Below are 398 nucleotides of genomic sequence, written 5' to 3' on the forward strand. Positions count from 1 at the left end.
GTATGATGCGATGGGGGGACGGATCGCGGAAGGTTGTCCGGGTGTTGGAAGTCCCGGTCCTTGACTTGTAGAAGGCATCTAGGTAAATCCGGGTGCGTAATTCAAGGGGTTGAGGCCAGCCTATTTATAGGCGAAGCAATCGGAAGTGGTTCCAAGAAAAGCCTCTAAGCTTCAGTCATACGAGACCGTACCGCAAACCGACACAGGTGGGCGAGATGAGTATTCTAAGGCGCTTGAGAGAACTCGGGAGAAGGAACTCGGCAAATTGGTACCGTAACTTCGGGATAAGGTACGCCCTTGTAGTTTGACCTCCCTGCGGAGGAAGGACGAAAGGGTTGCAATAAACTGGTGGCTGCGACTGTTTAATAAAAACACAGCACTCTGCAAACACGAAAGTG

Annotated in this window: 1 rRNA gene; it reads left to right on the forward strand. The window is 51.3% G+C overall.

The features are described 5' to 3' along the window. Positions 1–398 (forward strand): 23S ribosomal RNA (locus QN370_RS20620); the annotation flags it as partial.

The organism is Actimicrobium sp. CCI2.3, assembly GCF_035019065.1.
GTDB lineage: Bacteria > Pseudomonadota > Gammaproteobacteria > Burkholderiales > Burkholderiaceae_D > Actimicrobium.